The organism is Dysgonomonas sp. GY75 (genome assembly GCF_015234155.1).
GTDB lineage: Bacteria > Bacteroidota > Bacteroidia > Bacteroidales > Dysgonomonadaceae > Dysgonomonas > Dysgonomonas gadei.
Map to the genome: position 1 here is coordinate 34,893 of NZ_JADCLQ010000017.1, position 16,636 is coordinate 51,528.

Genomic DNA, 16,636 nt, shown 5'->3' on the forward strand with positions numbered 1-16,636 from the left:
CAATAAATGTGACAAACAGCTAAGTCTGCCCATCATAAGCCGGTTATAATAAAAAATGAACTTATTTAACCCGCAATACAGGTACGGATGAGTTTTGTGTAGGTGCGCGATACAGGAACTTCATCCTTTGTATATTTTAGTTTTAACTGGAATCCTAATGAATTTCCTGTGACTGAAACAACTTGTGCTATATTCACCATAAAAGCCCGGTGGCAGCGTACAATGTCAGGATAAGATTGCAGGTTTGTCTCTATCTGACTGATGGTAGCTCTGAGTTGCTTTTGTTTTACAATATCGTTTTCCTGATAATAAAATGTAGTATAGTTTCCCGATGACTCGATGTAAAGGAGCGTTTCGGGGTTAAAACTAATAGAGTCTTTAGTAGTGCCACTCAATGTAATTATGCCGGAATTAGCTGGCAAAGTCTGTTGACTGGCAGTCAAACGTTCGAGCAGCCTGCCGTTACTCTCTTTTGCCTCGCGCAGGTTCCGTTTCAGCGCATTATTCTGTATAAAGAATGAAATGACAATAGCAGGGACTAACCCGACTATAAATGTAGCGACCACATAGAAGGTAAAAACAGATAGGAGAACCTCTGGTTCCCTATGCCTGATAGAAATATCAAACAGAAAATTACCAATACTAATAGTCAGGATTATAATCAGTTTATTCAGTGTATTCTTCCAGGTAGTCCAACAGGCAGGGTTATAAAATTTCCTGAATATTGTGGGAAACGCATAAGTAACAATCGAGGTACATACTGCCGTCACCAGAGAATACCCTCCTATTATCAACCATTTATTAAATTCACCTTGCAGCTGAAAAGGCTGAAACAGAACGAGCAACAGAAAAACAGCGATGAATGCAACGACAACAGTCTGCCAGGGTTTTTCGCTGACCGGATACGGCTGCTTTAAATATCTGATTATTCTATCCATTTGTACTCTATAAGGGATAGCAAAGATATATATTATCCTGTTATTATTTACTTATCAGCTTCTTATATACAACCGTATTCAGAAGTTCTTCTTTTCGCTGTCTGGATATGGGCAATTCCCTGTTTTCGACAAAGATCCGCCCGCCATTTATCGTCTCAATGTGGGCAATATTTACCAGAAAGGATTTGTGTATCCTGAAAAAAGAATCTTTCGGAAGCATGTCTTCGAGTGAAGTCATTGTCTGATGGATAATAAGTGTTTTATCGTTGAAATGGAGTTTCAGGTAGTTTTGCATACTTTCTACATACAATATATCAGTCCAAGCGATCTTTACAAAAGAATCTCCCTGCCGCACATACACATTGACATTCCCGTTATACACATGACTCTTCAGTTCAAATACTTCCTTTGCTTTCTGCGCTGCCTGGAAGAAACGCTTGAAGGTGATTGGTTTTAAGAGGTAATCAACTACCTGTAGGCGGAACCCCTCCAGCGCATATTCAGAATATGCTGTGGTAAGTATCGTTAACGGCTTATTTTCCAAGGCCTCTAAAAATTCAATTCCGGTAAGATGGGGCATCTGAATATCCAAAAAAATAAGATCTACATCTGTCTTTTTCAATATCTCTGCTGCTTCTATCGCAGAAGAGCATACTCCGCAGACCTCCAGAAAGTCGAGTTTCTCTATGTAATCTATAATTCCGTCCCGTGCTATAGGTTCGTCGTCCACTACCAGACATTTCATATCAGCGAATAGTTTTTAGGTTTTATTTGTATAACCTTATAACGTAATATTTAGCCGGATAATATAAACCTGTTCATTTTCTTCTATAAATAAACTGTATCTGTCAGGATATAGAATCTCAAGCCGCTCTTTTGCGTTGATCAAGCCTAATCCCGAAGCATTCTTCTTTTTTATCTGCTGAACCGGCTTCGAGTTTTTCACCTCCATCAATAATGAGTCTCCTTTTTGCTCCACCATAACATTTACAAATCCTGTTTCCGATATAGAGCGGGAGACATGTTTAAATGCATTTTCTATAAAGGTAATGAGGAGCAGTGGCTGTATGTATCTATCATCATTCTCTATCTGCCATGTACAATCCACGTGCAGTTCTTTGCCCCAACGGGTTTTCTCCACTTCAATCACATCTTTCAGAAACTGTATTTCCTGCCTCAATGGTACCAATTCTTCCTTGCCATTATAAAGCTGGTAACGCAATATTTCAGAGTATTTTACCAGAAGTTCCGAAGCCCTGTTCACATCCTTTTGCATCAGTATATAGATGTGATTTAACACATTGAACATAAAATGGGGGTTTATCTGCTGCTGAAGTACCTGCAATTGGGTTTTCAAATGTATTTGCCGAAGCTTACTATGCTCATAATAGAATCTGGTTCCACAAAATCCAAGGTTAATGATGAAAATAGCAGGCAAAGTCATTATATATTCAATGATAATAGAATAATGAGTCCTCATCAGTTCTGAAGGTTCAAAAACTCCTGCTTTTTCCAGTTTCTCAAATGTGATAAAAATCGCCAGATGAATTATTCCCGTCAGTAGCATAACTATAATAAACTGAACGACAAAACGGCGCATCTTTTTACTTCTAATTGCTTTAGACAACAGGCTATTACTTAAATAGGATGTAATAAGACAAGTTGGCAGGAACAGGCTAAAACAAAACAAGACAGCCTCTATAACAGACACCTGATTCATATATTGGAAAAGAAATAATGAAGCCAACATCAGCCAGATGAGAGCAACAAAGGATATATAGCCTTTTGTGAGATAATTTTTCATATTACAAATATAACTCATTAGGAGAGAAGAAATTTACCGTTTATCATAAGCAACATACCATTCGTCAAATACATTATCAACAAAGACTTTCCATATATAATATTTGCACAAACAAATCCGTCTTAGACATATAATATTAAAAACAACCCATCTATGAGATTCCTACTTATCCTTCTACTAATAACAACTGTAAATACCGGGACATACGCACAGGCATTCTTAAAGACTGAATACATCGGCTCCTCCAGCTATGAAGATATAGATAATAACAAAACCGGAGGCAAAGGTGATGCAAAAGTAATATCGGGAGGTATACAAATACCCTTCTATGTGAAGATGAACGAAAACAACCGCCCCACGACATGGGGTTTGGCTATAGGCGGTTCATATACTTCGTTCAACAATAAAAATATATCTGCAAACCTTTGCCCGTCGGAAATACTGAATGCCCAGATATCCCTGCTCCATATGAGACCTGTCAGCAAAAACTGGTCGCTCCTGGCATCTCTGGGAGCAGGCTCATACACAGCACATGCCGATATATCGAGAATTAAGATGAAGAATGTTCTGGCGCATGGTGGTGCTATCTTCATCTGGCATCTGAAAGATAACCTGGATATAGGCGGTGGGTTGGCCGTAAACAACTCGTTTGGCTATCCTATGGCATTTCCTTCTCTCTATCTGGATTGGAGATTGGGAGGCCGCTACGAAGTCAAAGTCTCCATGATGAACGCTGTGGAAATTTCGGCAGGTATGCGGGTCCATGAAAATATCAAACTCGGTATCATCGGCGAGATGAATGGTTCGATGGCTCTGGAAGAAGTGAACGGTGAAGACATGATGTTCACGCACCAATATATAGTAGCCGGATTCCGCCCCGAATTTACACTTGGCAAATCATTCTCTCTTTCACTAACCGCCGGCGTGTCGGCTATTCGTCCGGCATATTATACAAAAAGGACACTCAAATCCTTTTTCAAGGCAATGGACAGAGAGCATGACCCGGAGTTTAAAGTCGCCCCTTATGTATCTTTAGCACTGGCATATAAATTCTGATCAACCCTTCGAAGATGAAAATCATAACCAGCTTACTTGCTATCATCCAGCTTATTATTAAAATAATTCAGAAATGCTTGTTCTCCTACTTCTTTCAATAACTTCTGATTTTCGATGAAGTTCTGCCCGTATTTCAGCCAGCGTTTGGCAAAGCCTTTGAATTTAGAACAGGGAAATGTCCTGCATTCGTAGCAATGTACTATTCCTCTCGACTGGCAACAAAGGTGAAATGTCTTACAACTATCACATCTGATTTTGTTAATACCGGCACCCGGGCAGGGCTTTTTATCCCTTACATACACAGGACACCCTCCGCAGAATACGCCACAGGCAGGAACTCTGCCCGAATAATATTCTGGAGTGACTATCTCGGATTTTTCCTGTTTGTGTTTGTCCATTATATCAATCGGTTAGTTTAAGATGTAACTAAGATAAGGATTTTGTATCTTTGCCATTCTCAAATTAAAAAAGTCTTATGAAAGAATATAAAATCCTCTTTGTCTGCCTCGGAAATATCTGCCGCTCTCCCGCCGCCGAAGGCATTCTAAAAAGAATGGTCAGGGAACAGGGTCTGGATGATAAAATATCTGTCGATTCGGCAGGAACATCAGGCTACCATGATGGAGACTTGCCCGACCACCGGATGCGGCAACATGGCGCACGCAGGGGCTATAAGTTCGATTCACGGTCACGCAGGTTTACAAGCCGCGATTTTGACCGGTTTGATATCATTCTGGCTATGGACGACAGCAACTACCATAACATCATGCGCCTTGCTCCTGATCTGGAATCGGAAAAGAAAGTGTACCGCATGGTAGATTTTTCGAAACGATTCGGTCATGACCATATCCCCGACCCTTATTATTCGGGAGCCGATGGCTTCGAGCTTGTTCTCGATTTACTGGAAGACGCATGTGAAGGATTACTGGATAAGCTGAAGAAAAACGAACTGTAATCAGTTCACCTTATCTATCTCCCCTCCTTCAAAAAAATTGATAATATTCTTTGCTACTTCCTGCTCCATATCCAGACGGGCAGCATACGTCTTTGTTCCGGCATGAGGGGAAAGGACTACGTTGTCCAATCCGATAAGTTCCTGCGGAATTTTCGGCTCGTTCTCATACACATCCAGTCCGGCGGCATATATTTCCCCCTCCTGTAAGGCCTTAGCCAGAGCTTGGGCATCTACCAGTTGCCCGCGGGCAGTATTGATAAGAATAGCCGAACGCTTCATCTTTTTAAATTCTTGCTCTCCCATCAGGTGATAAGTTTCGGCTGTTGCAGGCGCATTCAGTGATATTACATCAGCTTCCCGGAGCAATGTATCGAAATCTACATATACCGCGCCGTATTTCTCTTCCACCTCTTTAGGCAATGCATGCCTGTTGCAGTAGATAATCTTCATTCCCGAGGCCACCGCACGACGTGCAATTGCCTGCCCGATACGCCCCATACCATATATGCCGAGCGTTTGCCCATAGACAGGCATACCCAGATCGCCATACAGACTCCAGTCGAGACGCACACCATTATGTAACTTATGATTGTAATAGGCTACCTTACGGGCTGTTGCCATCATCAAAGCAAAACATAGTTCCGCAGTTGGTTCCAGTACCGATTGAGGAGTGTTGGTCACCGTAATGCCTTTTGTAGCTGCATAAGCGGTATCTATGTTGTTATATCCCACTCCGTAATTGGCTATCAGTTGCAGTTTTTTACCTGCATCTATCATTTCTTCATCGGTTTGGAAGGAAAAATTAGGAACGAAAGCATCCACATCTGCTATCCGCTCCAGTATTTCTGTCCTCGTAAACAATTGTTTTTCGGGATATATAACTTCATAGTTTCCTTCGAGGGAAGCAAATCCTTCTCTTACGAAATTATGTCCCATCAATATCTTTTTCATACTGTTACCTTTTTATAAGATTCCTTTATCTATAAGCATTTCCCGTACTTTCACCCAATCCACATACGGCCTGTCGCATTCGAGATCATCCGTAATCAAGGGACAGCCCAGATTGGCATCATCTATATAGAGATGCCCGTATGCCTTAGGCGAAGAAGTCCAGAATCGCTGTGTCGGATTTTTCTGTATGCCATATAATGGGATATCGTTATCGGCAAACCATTGTACAGCTTCGGTCAGTACATTTTCTTCTACTATGACTTCCTGACCGTCCACTTTCTTTTTTTTCTTACGGTCGCTCCGCATCGAAAAAAGGATTAGTTTGTGACCTTTTTCCGTCAGTTCTTTCAGGACAGGCACTGCTCCTATATCTTTCCCTATTTTGGGAAATTCATGTGATACGCATGTACCGTCAAAATCGAGACATATATCCATAATTGTATTTTTATTGTTATGTAATTATATTCATTTTCAAATTACGAGTTGCAGTTTGTAACTATTTTGTTAAAATCTGACATATCTGACATATATTTAGCTGTTAGCATAGGCTGTCGCACAAGTGACTTTACAGTAAACAAAAATACAATTTTTTCAACTTAGCACTTAAAACTCACTACTTGCTAAAGGTAACAAAGGTAACAGGTTCTACTTTTCTCTGTAGGGGCGAATAAACATTCGCCCGCAGTCAATATCGGGCGAATGTTTATTCGCCCCTACAAATTCTCAAAAAGGTAACAAAAGTAACACCTTTTCGCCCTTTTCTCATATCGTAATTACTCTGGCTGGTAACACGCTTGTTATCCGCATTGTATAGATAAAATTATACAAATAAAATAACACCCGGGCTTTAAATATCAGGGCGCGTTACTATTTGATAGTTTTATTCAAACGTCATACGGTACACATTTGTTTCCTTCTGTGTGAAATTCAAGGACTGATAAAGCTTATTGGCCGCTATACGTGAAGGGTTAGATGTCAACATTAATGAATCGGCGCCTAACGATTTTGAAAAAGCTATCGCATGCTCTACAAGTAATCTGCCTAAACCTTGCCCGCGATACGAACCGTCAACTACAACATCTTCAATCCATGCCTTTGTCCCTGTCGGACTTTTATATATGCCGACAGTAAGCATTCCGGCAATATTCCCATCATCTGCAATAAAAAACAGATGACTATTGGCGGAAGCCAGCAGCTCCCTATAATATGATTCTGTCAAATGAATCGTGCCGGAAGATATTAATGTCCCGGCAAGTTTCTGTACAGCCTTAAATCCGTCCTGCGTAAACTCCCTGATCTCCGAAATTTCCATAATCGAATGATAATCCGGGCAAATGAAGAAGCCTGCTTCCCATTACCCGGTTAATTTATAAAAAACAGAAACCCAGACTGTAAAGCCCGAGTTTCCTATATTCTAAACATGACAGAACAAACTTACTTGTTATCTATCTTTTCAGTAGTACCTTTTATATCATCTTCGAGGCCGTTCACCCCATCTTTGAAGTTCTTGATGCCTTTTCCGATACCTTTCATAAGTTCAGGAATTTTCTTTCCTCCGAATAATAATAAAACAACGATGGCAATGATAATAATCTCCCCGGTTCCAAGGTTGCCTAGAAATAATAATGTGTTCATCTGGTTTATCTCAATTATATTTACTTATTAAATAATTAGCTCACTAAAGTAGTCAGAATAATATTATTCCAGTCATTTTTTTGCATTTTTTATATTCAAATCGCGTCAAATCTCAGATTATCTTTGTTTAACCGACCAACCTGCTGCCATAATTTAATAAAGAAGTGACAACCACCCGGGATTGCCACTTCTCTCACCCGTTTACTATTTAATTACTCTTTTGATAACGCAATGTTTGATTCGGTTTCGATATAGACGGCGCAACAGACTCATCGGACGTACCCCAGTCTTTGTTCGGATTACTTCCCAAAACGAATTTTATATCAGCCCCGTTCTTTATATCGTCATAGGTAATATAAGTTTTGTTATACTCCTTTCCGTTGAGAGTCATAGATTGGATATAGACATTCTGTTTGCTGTAATTCTCTGTAGTCATGGATATTTTCTTCCCATTACCGAGAGTCATCTCTACGGCTTCGAGTCCCGGAGAACCGATAGCATAGATATTGCTCGACGGACAAGTGGGATAGAAGCCTATACAGTTGAAGATATACCATGCCGACATCTGTCCGCAATCATCATTCCCGCTTAACGCATCAGGCTTGTTCCCGTAGAAGGTATCCAGCACATAACGTATCTTTTCCTGTCCTTTCCATGGTTGTTTCACATAATTGTAGAGATACAGTATCTGATGGCAGGGCTCGTTGCCATGCCAGTACGCCCCTATGCGTCCTTGTATATCGTGCGCCCCCGGGATATCATCAGGGAGTTCCATTGTGAACATGGAATCGAGACGCTGGGCGAATATCTCATTCCCTCCCATTTCATTGATATATCCTTGTACATCCTGAGGCACATACCATGTATACTGATAAGTGAACCCTTCGGTAATATCACCCCAACCGTGTACCGATCCCGGCCCGGTGTAAGCGACCGCATCGAAAGGTGTACGCCATTCTCCATGAGAGTCGCGCCCCCGCATAAATCCGGATTCCGGATCTATAAGGTTCTGATAAGCAAGCGAACGGTTCAGGAAGTATTTGTAGTCTTCTTCTTTTCCTAATTTCTTTGCAGCCATAGCGATACAATAATCATCATAGGCATATTCCAGTGTCTTGGAAACCGATTCCCTTTCTTTATCGAATGGTACCCATCCCAACGCTGTATATTCGGGCAGGCAATCGTAGTTAGGATTCATTGCCGTCTTTTTCATCGCCTGATAAGCGCGTTCGTAGTCGAATCCTTTCACATCTTTCACAATGGCGTCTGCAATAACCGATACGGCATGATAGCCAATCATACACCATGTTTCATTTCCATAGAAAGACCATATAGGCAGCATGCGTTCCACACTCTGGTCGTAATGTGCCAGCATGGAATTCACCATATCGGCATTACGTTCCGGATTGATCAGGTTAAGTAATGGATGGTGTGCCCGGTATGTATCCCATAATGAGAACACAGTATAATTCGTAAAATTATCTGCCTGGTGTATATTCGAGTCATGTCCTCTGTACTTATTGTCCTCGTCCTGATAAACAAAAGGATGCAGGGACGCATGATAAACCGAAGTATAGAATGTCTCCAATTGTTCTTTTGTTCCTTTGGCCTTGAACTTTCCTAATTCTTTGGCCCAAAGTATTTCTCCTTTCTTTTTAAGGCTTTCGAAATTTTGCCCTTCCAGCTCTTTCAGATTGGTATATGCCCCTGATGTCCCAGTAGAAGAGATCGCTACTTTTACCTCAACTTCGGCTCCATTACCAGCTTCAAAATCGAGCCATCCCATGATCTTATTTCCATAGGCAACACGATCACTGCGGAAACGTTTTGTATCATATATCACAGGGTTCCCATCCTGCATAATACCCGAACGGACAAACGGTTTGGAAAATCGGGCTACGAAGTAAACATAACGTTCCGGCCCCCAGCCATTCACCAGTTTGAATCCGCAAATAGTAGAATCGTTTTCTATACGGAGTTGCGACCATGCCGTTTTGAACCATTGTACATGGTCCATATCCAGCATCACAAAAGCGCTGTCTGTCTTAGGAAAAGTGAACTTGAATATCCCCGAACGCATACCGGAGGTCATCTCCGCCTTCACATCATAATCCAGTAAGTCGACTCCGTAGTAGTTTGGAGAAGCCCATTCCCTGTCGTGGCTATAACGTGAACGGTAACCCTCACCGGGATTTTCGTGTGTTCCGGGTATAAACTTCTTTTCCCCTGTGCCCGGAATGAAAAGGAAGTCTCCGAGATCGGGAATCCCCGTTCCGCTCAGATGGATAAGACTGAAGCCCATAATGGTCATATGATTATATTTATAACCGGAAGCGGCATCATAATAATCTTTATCTGTATCGGGACTTATCTGTATTCCCCCGAAAGGTATCTGCGAACCGGGATAAACATTCCCAAATCCGGATGTACCTACAAAAGGATTTACATAAGCATTGAGGGACAGGTCTGCCGATTCATCCGCAATCTGAGTTTTTTCCTTACATGACGAGACCAGCAATAAGGCCGAGAGAAGAAGCCCTAAGGGCAATTTACTTTTCATATTATTTTTTTTAACGTGCAGTTTTTATCTTTCGTTATACACTCCAAATTCCGTAATAACGGGAGGTTTACTAAATTCATCTATCTGTATGCGAACTTTATCGGCCCGTACTTTATCAAATCTATGTACTTTTATTATATCATTGTTTTCACCCGATAAAAGAGGTAGCCATTTATTATTACGAAAATACTCGATCCGGTATTTACTAAAGTTACTTTCCCCTCTTTGAGCAATGGTAATCAGGTTGAAGTCCTGCTCTGTGTTATCCAGAATGATTTCGAGCCAGGGCTTTTTTACTGTCCTGTTAGACTCCCACGCAGAACGGAAACTATCGTCATTGGCAAAATCCATAATATTCATATCGTTGCTCCAGCTGGCATTCGTCTTCTTATTCTTTGCAATATTCTTAGAAATAACGGGGGCAGGATAAGCCGGCAGTTTAGCGACAGGCCCTTTATTTTGCCATAGTTTTCCTATCTTTCTGAAAGCCTCGACCGCATTGGCATCTATCAGCCCGTCACGGTTAGGAGCCGCATTCAGTATAAAATTACAATAAACCTCATTCATGGGAATGATATTGTCATTGACAAGCATTTCGGGCGATTTCACCGGAGTTGTGGGGAAATCAGATTTCCAGAACCAAGCCGAATTGATGGGTAGGCAAGACAATGCGGGGAGTTTATTACTCTCCTTCGAAATATGTTGTCCTGCACCCTGCTCATACGACTTAATATCCGTATAATATAAGACCTCTGCCGGATACTTCGCAGCATTCAAATCCAGAACAAGACAGTTTGGCTGTAAAGACTTTATCAGGGAATAAATATCTTCAAACGGAACCTCATCATATGAAATACGCGACCAGGGAGCATCCCATCCGTCGATAATCAACGCTTTTATCTCTCCATAGTTAGTCAATAGCTCGGTCAATTGGGCTTTTATCATATCTATATGCTTCGGCGTGATCCATCCCGGACGGAGTTTATGATGTGTATCGAGAATAGAATAATAAAGCATTACATTTAACCCCTGCGCCCTGAAAGCATCGGCATATTCTTTCACCACATCCCTCCTGAAAGGGCTGTTCATCACATTGTAATCGGTAGTTTTCGTGTCCCATATACAAAATCCGCTATGATGTTTTGTAGTCAGGCACCCGTATGTCATGTTGGCCTCTTTGGCAGTCTTAGCCCACTGGTTGCAATCCAGTTTCTCAGGATTAAATATTGACGGAGATGCATCGGGATCAGCCCAATCATCCTCCATAAATGTAGGAATATTGAAATGGATAAACATCCCGAACCTAAGGTCTACAAACTCCTGCTGAAGTTGCATCAACGATTTTCCTGCCTGAGCCATAACAGACAATGACAGAGACACCAGGAGAATCAGAGTGTATAATTTCTTCATAATAATACGTTTTAGATTGTCTATTTTGACAATGAATAAGGTTTATCTGCTTCGCTGAATGTCCTTTTCTTATTAGGAGTAGCAGCCATTTCGAATGTAAGTTCCGCACCGTTCTTTATGTCGTCATAGGTGATATACGCCTTTGTATAAGGCTTTCCGTTCAGCTTAACCGATTTTACATAACACATCTTGTCACTTACCTTATCTGCTTTTATTTCCAGATACTTTCCATCGCCCACCTTGACTTTCATATAAGGAAAATACGGAGCGCCGAACACATATTCATTCGAACCGGGACAAACAGGATAGAATCCCATAGCCGAAAATATATACCATGCCGACATCTGCCCGCAATCGTCATTTCCGCAAAGTCCGTCGATAGAGTTACGATACATGCGGTTCATGATCTCGCGTACCCAATACTGAGTTCTCCACGGTTGCGAAGTCCATGCATACAGGTAAGCGATATGGTGGCTTGGTTCGTTGCCATGTACATAGTTACCCATCACTCCTTCGCGGGTAACATCTTCCGTATCGGCAAAGAATTCATCGGGTAAATGCATGGTGAAAAGAGAATCGAGACGTTGTACAAATTGTTTATCTCCTCCCATTTGCTTAATAAGCCCTTTTACATCGTGCGGCACATAGAATGAGTAATTCCAGGAGTTTCCTTCAATAAAACCCTCTCCGTGTGTACTCAGCAGATTGAATGGAGTCTTCCAGTGTCCGTCGCTGTAACGGGCACGAACAAATTCCAGTTCAGGATCAAAGACATTATGATAATTCAAGGCTCTTTTCTTGTAGGTATCCGTAACGGCCTGATCATTCGTTTTCAGGGCTGTATTGTAAATCGTCCAGTCGTCATATGAATATTCGAGGGTAATAGACGAACCGCTACCGTTTTTATCGAAAGGCACATAACCTAATTTCTTATATTCGCCCGTTCCATCGTAATAATCGACATTCGAGCTACTGATCATGGCTTCCAATGCTTTTTTCTTATCAATGTTCAGCCCTTTATCGATAGCATCGGCCAGTACCGATACGGAATGATAACCAATCATACACCAGTTTTCATTTCCCATATGCGACCATACAGGCAATGCCTTATGTACACTCTGCTCGTAATGGGCTATCATAGAGTTCACTATATCTACGCTTCTTTCCCTGTTGATAATATTGAACAGCGGATGAAGCGCCCTGTAGGTATCCCATACGGAAAATATAGTGTAGTTGGTAAATCCTTTCGCCTGATGTATATTATGGTCTATACCACGGTATTGTCCGTCCACATCCTGATAAACCGACGGATTTATCATGGTATGGTATAGGGAAGTATAGAACATAGTCTTTTTATCGCTGTCTCCCTCTACATCTATTACATTCAACTCTTTTTCCCACTTTGAAGATGCTTCTGCTACGATTTTATCGAAAGATTTACCTTTAGTTTCAGCTTCAAGGTTTTTTAATGCACCCTCTGTACTTACTCCCGACAAAGCCACCTTAATGATAAGCGGAGAGTTATCCGAACCAAATTCGAAGTGGGAAACAATCTTACGTCCTGCTATTTCAGGGAAATTCTTCTGTAAATTGAACTTACGCCAGAATCCCGTATATTTTGGTTTTTCGCGGTCTACATAGCCATAGTTCTTTATCGGCTTCGACAAAGATATGGCGAAGTAGGTATAGTTTTCCCTTGCCCAACCATTAGTGATGCGGTATCCTGTAATCAGTGTATCGTTTTCGACACGAAGGCTTGCCCATAATACCTTTCCATCGTAATTATAGATGCCATGAACAAGGTCGAGCAATAATTTTTGTTCTTCGTTTGCGGGATAAGTATATTTATGCACTCCTACTCTTTCGGTAGCTGTCAGTTGCGCTTTTACCTTGTAGTCATCCAATACGACTTCGTAATATCCCGGACGGGAAACTTCCGTATCGTGCGAAAAGTGTGAGCGGTAGCCCGAACGTGGTTTATCGGCTACACCCGGGTTAAATTTATATTCGCCGGTAACAGGCACAATAAGTATATCGCCGAGGTCGGAGTGTCCTGTTCCGCTAAGATGTGTATGACTGAATCCGACAATGGTATTGTCGTCGTGCTGGTAACCTGCACAATACTTGTAAGTATCTTTCTGATATACGCCATTTATACTATGAGGGATAGTATCCGTATCCGGGCTTAATTGGACAATACCATGAGGAACACAGGCTCCCGGAAATGTATGCCCCATTTTCACCGTACCTATCATCGGATTGACAAAAGATACTTTTTCCTGTGCGGATACTACGCCGCTCATAAGTAAGAAAGAAAGAGTGAGTGTGCTTAACTTCATTTGTATATGTTGATTATTGTTTTTTCAAAAATTCCTGATATTCATTCCACATACCTTCAATACTAGCTTCCTGTCCAAAGACTGCTTTAATAGCCTTATCGAAACTCCATACATCCAAATCCCTTACAGTAATGTGGAATTTACGGATAGCATCGGGGTCTTTTGTTGTAAGCCATTGGATAAAAAAGCCGGTGGTGCGGTAACCATCCATCCAATTACCGCCCGGCTTGCGTGTACTCATATCAAATAAACCGGCCTCAGCCCTTACGGCATCGGCAATACCTTCTATACATGCCCAAAAAGTCTTATTATTTCCATAGTTACCGATTCCTTTCGGTTCGAACTGATAGCCATGGGTCAATTCATGATAGAGAACTCCACGTGTTTCGAAATCAAGTTTGTAAAGAGATTCCTTTGCTGACTTTTCTATATGTTGTGTGCTGTATACTATATTTATAGCCGGAGAACTTCCGCCTTTTGCTGAAACTCCGTTATAATCTTTCAATGTGTAATCTATTTCCTGTACATCGACCATCGGGTCGCCTGCGGTGTAATACAATATTTCAGCTACCTTCTGGGTATGATATTTCACATATTCATCGGGGTTTTGAACCAAATCGTGGTAGATCTTACTCCCCTCGGTATCCGGGTTCAGCGATTCGAATACGACTTTAGGGTATTTGAAGTTCTCCCATCCTGCTTTCATGTTTTTATCGGATAAGAGGACATCGGCAATGATTACATTTTCTTTTTTACCTGAGGCCATGGCTTCAAGCATATATTGGGTGTACACACCGGGTTTCTGGACAACACACAGAATTTCCTGAAACCGCGAACAGTATTTCTGATCTTTCCGTTCGTCAACAACAGTCCATTTCTTTCCGTCGTTGGAACCCTTCAATACCCAGGAAGCAGGATCGTGAGCCGGTGTCTCTCCCGAAGAATATATTTTGTAGCTCAATACAGGCGTGCTGTATGAGGTTTGAAATGTCAATTTATTTTTACCCGGCGTACCTGTGTAATAGGTTGTGGGGTTGTTATCTGTAAGCTGCGGATAATCAGCCTTTATCTCCTGACCTTGGCAAGTCAGGATTGATATAGCAAAAGCCAGAAATAGGATTCTCTTCATTATGTTTTCGTTATAGGGGTTAGATTTGATGCAAGTATAATTATTATAGGAAAAAGGTTAATTATCCTGTTCGGCAATAAAGGTATCCTGATGCACTTATACAATCATTACTGTATTATTTCATTATAGTAATGATTTTGAATAACGATACTATGACAAGGACATTGAATAAAAAAAGAATCATCAGCAACTCTCTTCAAAAGAAAAGCTGCTGATGATATCTATCTAAGGTTAATTTGTATAACCAGGATTTTGTACCAAACCAGGATTTACCATCATCTGATCGTAAGGAATCGGAAATAACAACAGATGAGAACTATTTGTAGGAGTATGATCCCACCAGCTTCCTGTAAGGAATTTTCCAAAGCGAATAAGATCCGTTCTTCTTTTTCCTTCGAATATAAACTCACGTCCTCTTTCAGCCAGAAGTTCATCCATTGTAAGAGTTGTAGTTGTATATTTCATTGCCGGCCAATCTTCTGCAGTAAAGGCTCTTTCTCTTGTTTCATTTATCAGGTCAACTGCTTCCTGAGTTGCAGTTCCTCCGTTTTTACGCATCAAAGCCTCTGCCTTCATGTAATAAATCTCTGTTAAGCGGTATAATACCCAGTCATTACTACAGAAGTTAGTTGAACCAAAGATATCTTCACGGTATTTGTGGAATCTGGCGCCACTGTTTTCCTCTCCGGTAGTCATACTAGATTCTGTTCCGCCAGCCTTTTTCTTTCTTATCTCATTCACAAATACTAAAGGCTCGTTAGCATATTCAACTGTACCATTTTGAGGTATACTAGTTCCATACTGGTACTGAGGCCCGATAAGCATCCATTCTTTCTTACGAAGGTCTCTGTCATCGAAAGCGTCATAAGCCGTAGGAATAACCACAACACCATTATTACCATCACGGTTTCCTCCGTTAATATATCTTTGACGGAAATGATAGAAATCGCCGGACCATCCACAACGCGTTGTGGTCAACTGATAATCATATGACATTACGAAAATATTTTCATATGAGGATGTTGTATTAGTTGTTGAATATGTAGTAAGGATATCTTCATCCAATTTCATTGTTCCCTGCTGTGAGCCACCCTCTCCTGCAATAATCTTATTACAGTATGTTATACAATCGTCCCATCGCGGGGTACCTGTATAGACTTCTGCATTGAGATATAAATCAGCTAAAAGGGCATAAGCGGCAGCTTTAGTCAAACGACCTGAATTTTTATTCGTCATAAGTGGAATATCATTGATAACACTCAGGAGTTCGGATTCAACAAAATTAAATACTTCCTGTCTTGAGTTTGTTGGAGGATACTGAACTTCACCAACCGAGGTCACGATAGGAACATTTCCCCATATATTCATTGCATTCAGATAATAGTATGCTCTATTAGCCTTCAATTCGGCAATATATGCCAAACGCTCAGCTTCTGTGATACCCATAGATGACGCCTCACGGGCTTCAAGATTTTCGATACCGGAGTTACAAAAACCAAGTCCCATAAATATAAGATTCCAACAACCTTTCACCTGGTCATGAGTGGTAGCCCATGTATGATAATGTAATTGTATCCATTTTGCATTATCATAACCATGTATCCCTTTTTGAGGCCATGCTAATTGGTCTGCAGAGAGTTCATTCAGTCTCCATACATTTTCACGGGATTGACAGACGAATGTAGCACCACTATGCGTATAAGGACGTAGCACAGCTGATATTACCTCTTCTTTAGATGTATAGAAATTTGTTGTTGTATGGTTATGATATACCGTTTCATCGAGGTCTGTACAGGATGCCAGAACAAGAGAAGATATAAACGCCATTGATATATATTTTACTATCTTTTTCATATTAT

Annotated in this window: 15 protein-coding genes; 2 read left to right on the forward strand and 13 right to left on the reverse strand. The window is 41.1% G+C overall.

All coding sequences use genetic code 11. From position 1 onward, the window contains the following. Positions 1-65: 65 nt before the first annotated feature. Genes IR083_RS09295 through IR083_RS09305 form a run of 3 tightly spaced genes read right to left on the reverse strand, consistent with a single transcriptional unit; the run spans position 66 to position 2,742 of the window. Complete coding sequence (locus tag IR083_RS09295; protein ID WP_194224082.1) at positions 66-938, reverse strand: LytR/AlgR family response regulator transcription factor; 873 nt, start codon at positions 936-938, stop codon at positions 66-68. A gap of 43 nt (positions 939-981) precedes the next feature. After that, entirely contained in the window at positions 982-1,683 is a 702-nt protein-coding gene (locus IR083_RS09300) for a LytR/AlgR family response regulator transcription factor (protein ID WP_194224083.1), read from the reverse strand. A 36-nt stretch (positions 1,684-1,719) separates the two neighbouring features. Continuing rightward, complete coding sequence (locus tag IR083_RS09305; RefSeq protein ID WP_194224084.1) at positions 1,720-2,742, reverse strand: sensor histidine kinase; 1,023 nt, start codon at positions 2,740-2,742, stop codon at positions 1,720-1,722. A gap of 153 nt (positions 2,743-2,895) precedes the next feature. On the opposite strand from IR083_RS09305, the gene IR083_RS09310 reads away from it, so the two are divergent. Beyond that, a complete protein-coding gene (locus IR083_RS09310; RefSeq protein ID WP_194224085.1) occupies positions 2,896-3,798 on the forward strand; it encodes a DUF6268 family outer membrane beta-barrel protein in 903 nt (300 codons plus the stop codon). 32 nt (positions 3,799-3,830) lie between these two features. Here the strand turns inward: IR083_RS09310 and IR083_RS09315 are convergent, their stop codons facing one another. Next, entirely contained in the window at positions 3,831-4,196 is a 366-nt protein-coding gene (locus tag IR083_RS09315) for a DUF3795 domain-containing protein (protein WP_194224086.1), read from the reverse strand. A gap of 77 nt (positions 4,197-4,273) precedes the next feature. Here IR083_RS09315 and IR083_RS09320 point away from each other — a divergent pair, with 77 nt between their 5' ends. Continuing rightward, a complete protein-coding gene (locus IR083_RS09320; RefSeq protein ID WP_194224087.1) occupies positions 4,274-4,753 on the forward strand; it encodes a low molecular weight protein-tyrosine-phosphatase in 480 nt (159 codons plus the stop codon). On the opposite strand, the gene IR083_RS09325 is transcribed toward IR083_RS09320, so the two are convergent. The 9 genes from IR083_RS09325 to IR083_RS09365 all read right to left on the reverse strand — a co-directional run bounded on the left by IR083_RS09325 (position 4,754) and on the right by IR083_RS09365 (position 16,631). Next, positions 4,754-5,704 (reverse strand): NAD(P)-dependent oxidoreductase, encoded by a 951-nt coding sequence (locus tag IR083_RS09325; RefSeq protein WP_194224088.1) that lies wholly within the window; start codon positions 5,702-5,704, stop codon positions 4,754-4,756. It abuts the gene before it with no gap. 12 nt (positions 5,705-5,716) lie between these two features. Beyond that, the gene (locus tag IR083_RS09330; RefSeq protein ID WP_194224089.1) at positions 5,717-6,139 is read right to left on the reverse strand and encodes a hypothetical protein; all 423 of its coding nucleotides are present in this window, start codon (positions 6,137-6,139) and stop codon (positions 5,717-5,719) included. Between the two features lie 445 nt (positions 6,140-6,584). Further along, a complete protein-coding gene (locus tag IR083_RS09335; protein ID WP_199343216.1) occupies positions 6,585-7,016 on the reverse strand; it encodes a GNAT family N-acetyltransferase in 432 nt (143 codons plus the stop codon). Between the two features lie 122 nt (positions 7,017-7,138). After that, complete coding sequence (gene tatA / locus IR083_RS09340) at positions 7,139-7,339, reverse strand: twin-arginine translocase TatA/TatE family subunit (RefSeq protein WP_006800774.1); 201 nt, start codon at positions 7,337-7,339, stop codon at positions 7,139-7,141. A gap of 208 nt (positions 7,340-7,547) precedes the next feature. After that, the gene (locus IR083_RS09345) at positions 7,548-9,899 is read right to left on the reverse strand and encodes a GH92 family glycosyl hydrolase (RefSeq protein ID WP_194224090.1); all 2,352 of its coding nucleotides are present in this window, start codon (positions 9,897-9,899) and stop codon (positions 7,548-7,550) included. Between the two features lie 24 nt (positions 9,900-9,923). Further along, the gene (locus IR083_RS09350) at positions 9,924-11,309 is read right to left on the reverse strand and encodes an alpha-L-fucosidase (protein ID WP_194224091.1); all 1,386 of its coding nucleotides are present in this window, start codon (positions 11,307-11,309) and stop codon (positions 9,924-9,926) included. Between the two features lie 20 nt (positions 11,310-11,329). Next, positions 11,330-13,648: a GH92 family glycosyl hydrolase gene (locus tag IR083_RS09355; protein WP_194224092.1), complete on the reverse strand. Its 2,319-nt coding sequence runs from the start codon at positions 13,646-13,648 to the stop codon at positions 11,330-11,332. A gap of 13 nt (positions 13,649-13,661) precedes the next feature. After that, positions 13,662-14,777: a basic secretory family protein gene (locus IR083_RS09360; RefSeq protein WP_194224093.1), complete on the reverse strand. Its 1,116-nt coding sequence runs from the start codon at positions 14,775-14,777 to the stop codon at positions 13,662-13,664. A 231-nt stretch (positions 14,778-15,008) separates the two neighbouring features. Next, positions 15,009-16,631 carry a RagB/SusD family nutrient uptake outer membrane protein gene (locus IR083_RS09365; protein ID WP_006800769.1) on the reverse strand — a complete coding sequence of 541 codons (1,623 nt, stop codon included), beginning with the start codon at positions 16,629-16,631 and terminating at the stop codon, positions 15,009-15,011. Between the last annotated feature and the right edge of the window lie 5 nt (positions 16,632-16,636).

Excerpts from the sequence above, each read along its gene's own strand:
- IR083_RS09295 (WP_194224082.1), bottom strand. The coding sequence starts at position 938 with ATGGATAGAATAATCAGATATTTAAAGCAGCCGTATCCGGTCAGCGAA.
- IR083_RS09300 (WP_194224083.1), bottom strand. The coding sequence starts at position 1,683 with ATGAAATGTCTGGTAGTGGACGACGAACCTATAGCACGGGACGGAATT.
- IR083_RS09305 (WP_194224084.1), bottom strand. The coding sequence starts at position 2,742 with ATGAAAAATTATCTCACAAAAGGCTATATATCCTTTGTTGCTCTCATC.
- IR083_RS09310 (WP_194224085.1), top strand. The coding sequence starts at position 2,896 with ATGAGATTCCTACTTATCCTTCTACTAATAACAACTGTAAATACCGGG.
- IR083_RS09315 (WP_194224086.1), bottom strand. The coding sequence starts at position 4,196 with ATGGACAAACACAAACAGGAAAAATCCGAGATAGTCACTCCAGAATAT.
- IR083_RS09320 (WP_194224087.1), top strand. The coding sequence starts at position 4,274 with ATGAAAGAATATAAAATCCTCTTTGTCTGCCTCGGAAATATCTGCCGC.
- IR083_RS09325 (WP_194224088.1), bottom strand. The coding sequence starts at position 5,704 with ATGAAAAAGATATTGATGGGACATAATTTCGTAAGAGAAGGATTTGCT.
- IR083_RS09330 (WP_194224089.1), bottom strand. The coding sequence starts at position 6,139 with ATGGATATATGTCTCGATTTTGACGGTACATGCGTATCACATGAATTT.
- IR083_RS09335 (WP_199343216.1), bottom strand. The coding sequence starts at position 7,016 with ATGGAAATTTCGGAGATCAGGGAGTTTACGCAGGACGGATTTAAGGCT.
- tatA (WP_006800774.1), bottom strand. The coding sequence starts at position 7,339 with ATGAACACATTATTATTTCTAGGCAACCTTGGAACCGGGGAGATTATT.
- IR083_RS09345 (WP_194224090.1), bottom strand. The coding sequence starts at position 9,899 with ATGAAAAGTAAATTGCCCTTAGGGCTTCTTCTCTCGGCCTTATTGCTG.
- IR083_RS09350 (WP_194224091.1), bottom strand. The coding sequence starts at position 11,309 with ATGAAGAAATTATACACTCTGATTCTCCTGGTGTCTCTGTCATTGTCT.
- IR083_RS09355 (WP_194224092.1), bottom strand. The coding sequence starts at position 13,648 with ATGAAGTTAAGCACACTCACTCTTTCTTTCTTACTTATGAGCGGCGTA.
- IR083_RS09360 (WP_194224093.1), bottom strand. The coding sequence starts at position 14,777 with ATGAAGAGAATCCTATTTCTGGCTTTTGCTATATCAATCCTGACTTGC.
- IR083_RS09365 (WP_006800769.1), bottom strand. The coding sequence starts at position 16,631 with ATGAAAAAGATAGTAAAATATATATCAATGGCGTTTATATCTTCTCTT.